Origin of the sequence: Actinomadura soli, assembly GCF_005889715.1 — a bacterium.
Classification (GTDB): Bacteria; Actinomycetota; Actinomycetes; order Streptosporangiales; family Streptosporangiaceae; genus Spirillospora; species Spirillospora soli.
Map to the genome: position 1 here is coordinate 1 of NZ_VCKW01000409.1, position 4,966 is coordinate 4,966.

At 71.9% G+C, this 4,966-nt stretch carries 3 protein-coding genes; 1 reads left to right on the forward strand and 2 read right to left on the reverse strand.

The annotated features are described in order from the left end of the window. Positions 1-2,502: ATP-binding protein (locus ETD83_RS39320; protein ID WP_138650299.1), on the forward strand; the 2,502-nt coding region annotated here is incomplete at its 5' end. 14 nt (positions 2,503-2,516) lie between these two features. Here ETD83_RS39320 and ETD83_RS39325 read toward each other — a convergent pair. Next, positions 2,517-3,338, reverse strand: a complete 822-nt coding sequence (locus ETD83_RS39325; protein ID WP_138650301.1) for an ABC transporter permease — start codon at positions 3,336-3,338, stop codon at positions 2,517-2,519. Further along, positions 3,335-4,312, reverse strand: coding sequence for an ATP-binding cassette domain-containing protein (locus ETD83_RS39330; protein WP_138650303.1), 978 nt, complete (start codon positions 4,310-4,312; stop codon positions 3,335-3,337). Before ETD83_RS39330 ends, ETD83_RS39325 begins: the two co-directional genes overlap by 4 nt. Positions 4,313-4,966 lie beyond the last annotated feature (654 nt).

Here is a 4,966-nt window from a genome sequence, read left to right on the forward strand (position 1 = left end):
CCGCCGGACGTCCCGCGGCCCGCGCGCACCAACCTGCCCGCCCAGCTCACCAGCTTCGTCGGACGGGAGGAGGAGTCGCGGCGCGTCGGCAAGCTGCTGCGCGAGACCAGACTCGTCACCCTCACCGGCCCCGGCGGCGCGGGCAAGACGCGGCTGGCCGGGGAGAGCGCCGCCGCGCTCGTCGAGGAGATGCCGGACGGCGTGTGGTTCGTGCCGCTCGCCGCCGTCAGCGACCCGGGCGACGTCGTGCAGGCCGTGCTCCTCGCGCTCGGCGTCCCCGAGACCGTGCGTCCCGGCGAGACCCGCGTGATCGCGCGGCCCCTCGAACGGCTCACCGACTTCCTCGCCGCCAAGCGGCTGGTCGTCGTCCTCGACAACTGCGAGCACGTCCTCGACGCGGCCGCCCGGCTCGCTGGGCACGTCCTCGCGCAGGCCGAGGGCGTGCGGATCCTCGCCACCAGCCGGGAGCCGCTCGGCATCACCGGCGAGTCGCTGTGCCCGGTGCCGTCCCTCCCGCTCCCGGACGGCGTCGTCGCCGACCCCGCGGACGCGCTCGGATACGCCTCCGTCCGGCTGTTCGCCGACCGGGCCGCGGCCGTCCGCCCCGGCTTCACGGTGGACGCCGAGACCGTCGCCGACGTCATCGCGATCTGCCGCGCCCTCGACGGCATTCCGCTCGCCATCGAACTGGCCGCCGCCCGGCTGCGCTCCCTCACGTCCGGCCAGATCGCGGACCGGCTCGGCGACCGGTTCCGGCTCCTCACCGGCGGCAGCCGCGCCGCGCTGCCCAGGCACCGGACGCTGCGCGCCGTCGTCGACTGGAGCTGGGACCTGCTGGACGACGTCGAACGCACCGTCCTGCGCCGCCTGTCGGTGTTCGCGGGCGGCGCCACGCCGGACGCGGCCGTCCACGTGTGCGGCCTCGACGCGCCCGGCGCCCCCGAACCCCACGACGTCATCGACGTGATCGCCGCGCTGATCGACAAGTCGCTGGTGATGGCGGACGGCAACGCCGAGGTCCGCTACCGGCTGCTGGAGACCGTCCGCGTGTACGCGGGGGAGCGGCTGGACGAGTCGGACGAGACCGGACGCGTCCGGTCCGCGCACGCCGCCTACCTGGTCGGCCTCGCCGAACGCGCCGAGCCCGAGCTGCGCCGCCACGACCAGCTCCGCTGGGCCGAGCGGCTGGCCGACGAGCGCGGCAACGTCACCGTCGCGTTCCGGCACCTCATCGAGACGCGCGACCGGGAGATGGGCCTGCGGCTGGTGGCGGCGCTGGTGTGGTTCTGGGTCCTGCGCGACCTGGAGATCGAGGCGGGCCACTGGGCGGTCGGCGTCCGCGACATGGTCGGCGACACCGTCCCGCCGGGCCTGGAGGAGCAGTACGCCCTGTGCGTCGTCTCGGCCGGACTCATCTCGGAGATGCGCCAGGAGGCCGGGCCGACACCGGAATCGCTGGGCGCGGTCTTCAACAGCGTCGCCCACATCGTGCCCGGGACGCCGACGCATCCGGCCCTCGCCCTCATGGGACCGGCGTCCAGCATGTTCAGCGGCGACATGGACGAGATCCGGCGCCGCCTGCGCCGCATCCAGGACCACCCCGACCCGTGGGTCCGCGCCGTCGCCCACACCCTCCTCGCGCACATGGGCATCAACACCGGGCACATCGACGAGGCCGCCGAGGAGGCCGCCGACGGCTACGCCCGCTTCCGCGACCTCGGCGACCGGTTCGGGATGATCCTCGGGCTCAGCGGGATGATGCAGGTCGCCACGGCCCGCGGCGAGCTCACCGACGCCATCCGGTTCGGCGAGGAGGCGTACGGCTACGCGACCGCCGGCGTCAGCCCCGAGCAGGGCGCGTCGATCCTCACCCAGCTCGCCCGGGCCCGCGCCGACCAGGGCGACGTCGCCCGGGCCCGCGAGGACCTCCACCTCGCGATGGCGCAGATGGAGCGGATCGGCGAGTTCGCCGAGGCCGCAAGTGCCTCGCTCCTGCTGTGCGAGCTGGCCCTGAAGGAGGGCGACCGCGAGGCCGCCCGCCCGTACGCCGACCGCGCCTACAAGTGGATCGAGCCGCGCGAGCACCGCCCCGACTTCGCCCACGCCGTCCGCCGCGCCTACAGCCGGCTCGGCTGCCTCGCCGAAGAGGACGGCGACCTGGACACGGCGCTCGGCTGGCACCTCCGGGCGTTCAGCGACATCAGGAACGACGCGCTGATGGGCAACCCGGCCCTGGCCGCGCTGGTCGAGGGACTCGCCGCCTTCGCCGCCGCGCGCGGCGCCCCCGCCCGCGCCGCCGAGCTGCTCGGCACCGCGCACAACCTGCGCGGATTCCGCGACACCGGCTGCCACGACGTCCACCGGACGCTCGCGGCCGCGACCGCCGTGCTCGGCGGCGACGCCTTCTCCGCCGCCTACGCCCGCGGCCGCCGCGTCACCCGCGAGGACGTCCTCGCGGCCGGCCCCGCCATCGTCCACTCCACCGCCCCGGACGCCGCCTGACGGCATGGCCGACGTCAGGCCCTTCGCGAATACATCCGCATGGCCAGCGGGAACGTGACCACGACGATCCCCGCCGCCCAAGCGAGCGTGTACCAGACGTGATTCCCGACCGGCCCGCCCACCATCAGCGCGCGCATCGAGTCCGCGAGATGCGTGACCGGGTTGACCTTCGTCCACGCTTCCAGCCACCCCGGCATCGTGGACGTGTCCGGAACGAGGACGCTGCTCCCGAACGTCAGCGGCATCACCCAGATGAACGCGAGCCCCTGAACCGTCTCCGGCGTCGGCGCGACCAGCCCCACCAGGACCGAGATCCAGCAGACCGCCAGGTAGAACACGTACGCGAGCGCGAACGCGGCCAGCACCGACAGCGGATCGGTATGGAATCGGAATCCCAGCAGCGACCCGAACCCGACCAGCACCGTCATCACGGTCACGAACCGTGCCGTGTCCCCGAGAACCGACCCGATCAGCGGCGCGGAACGGGCGATCGGCAGGCTGCGGAACCGGTCGAACACGCCCTTGTGGATGTCCTCGTTCAACGCAGTCCCGAGTCCCATCGTCGCGAACATCGCCATCTGCGCGACCAGCCCCGGCAGCAGTCCTTGCAGGTACGAGTGCGTATCGCCCGCCACCGCCCCACCGAACACGTACAGGAACAGCAGCAGGAACACGATCGGCATCAGCGTCGTGTCCAGCAGCTTCTCCGGAGAGTGCTTCAGCTGGGCGATGTTGCGCCAGGCCAGCGTCAGGCCGTGCCGCAGCGTGCGCTGCGGGCTGATGTGCGCGGGCGGCTCCTTGGCCGGACGGCGCCCGTCAACCGTCATGGCGGTCATGCCGCGCTCCCCTCGGAAACGAGTTCGGACTTCGGTTCTTCGGCGAGGTGACCGGTCAGCGTGAGGAACACCTCGTCCAGGCTCGGCATCCGCAGCGCCAGCTCCGCCGCCGTGATGGACGCGTCGTCCAGCCGCCTGACCAGCGCCGACAGCAGCCGCGGGTCGTGCACCGGCGCGGTCACGAGCCCGGCCGGCTCCTGCACCTCGGGCCGCTCCCCGGTCAGCTCGGCGACGATCGAGGTGAGCTGCGCCGTGCGATACGGCTCGGCCGCGCGGACCACCAACGTCTGCCGCCCGATCTGCCCCTTCAGATCGTCGGACGTGCCCTCCGCGATCACCCGCCCGTGGTCGAACACCGCGATCCGGTCGGCGAGCGCGTCGGCCTCCTCCAGATACTGCGTGGTCAGCAGCACCGTGGCCCCGTCGGCGACGACACCGCGGACCGTGTCCCAGACCTCGTTGCGGGCCCGCGGGTCCAGCCCCGTCGTCGGCTCGTCCAGGTAGATGATCTCGGGATGGTTGATCAGGCTCGCCGCCAGGTCGAGCCGCCGCCGCATCCCGCCCGAGTACGTCTTGACGGCACGCGACCCGGCCTCGGTGAGCCGGAACCGGTCGAGCAACTGGCGCGCCCTGGCCTTCGCCTCCCGCCGGTCGAAGTCCAGCAGCCGGGCGATCATCACCAGGTTCTCGATGCCGGTCAGCTCCTCGTCCACGGACGCGTACTGCCCGGTCAGCCCGATCATCGCCCGCACCTGGACGGCGTCCTTGACGACGTCGTAGCCGCACACCTCCGCGTGACCGGCGTCGGGTTTCAACAGCGTCGCCAGCACCCGGACGGCGGTCGTCTTACCGGCGCCGTTCGGCCCCAGCACACCGAGGACCGTGCCCCGTCGCGCTGAGATGTCCACACCGTCCAGAGCCTTCGTGTCCCCGAACCGTTTGCGCAGCCCTTCGGCGCGAATCACATCGTCCATAGGTCGGTCCCCTCACAGTTCTTCGTCCTGACGCCACCACCGTGGCCGAGCCCGCTGACATGGCACGGACATCGGCGACCGCCCGCTGACATCGCACTGACGCGGCACTGACGCCCGCCACCTGAAGCGCTGTGACCAGCGGGTTTCCTATGCCGGACGAAGGCGTGGACGCTCCGATTTGACGGGCCGTCCAGGGCTGCTTAGTCTTCTTCCTGCCCTGAGGGATGCGGGACGCCGAGAGGCGGACGGCCCCGGGGCGAAGCCAACAGAGGAAAATCGGTTCGCAGCTTGATCCGGGCCGGGGTACTCTTGAGTGGCAAGCCCGGACGGGATGCAGGACGCCGGAAGGTGGCCGGCCCGTAGGGCTCCTCCCATGAAGCGATCTTGGCGGGTTCTTCGCCTGCGGGTTCGTTGTGGTGTGGGAACTCGGTTCGTCTCCGCCTCCGTCAAAAAGATCTTCGTTGATCGGCTTGACAACGGCGGCGAGTCGGGTAAGTTAGAAGGGTTGCCCCGGAGCCGGGGCCCGTGGAAGCGGGCGGTCGGCGCGGTGGGTGTCCGTTTCTTGAGAACTCAACAGCGTGTTAAAAGCCAGTGCCTTTATACGGTCCGGTCGTTTTTGGCTGGGCCGTCCCCGCGGCCGCCTTGCTTTTGGTG

What these genes read in the sequence shown, in the direction of transcription:
- ETD83_RS39325 (WP_138650301.1), bottom strand. Translation starts at nt 3,338, where the DNA reads ATGACCGCCATGACGGTTGACGGGCGCCGTCCGGCCAAGGAGCCGCCC.
- ETD83_RS39330 (WP_138650303.1), bottom strand. Translation starts at nt 4,312, where the DNA reads ATGGACGATGTGATTCGCGCCGAAGGGCTGCGCAAACGGTTCGGGGAC.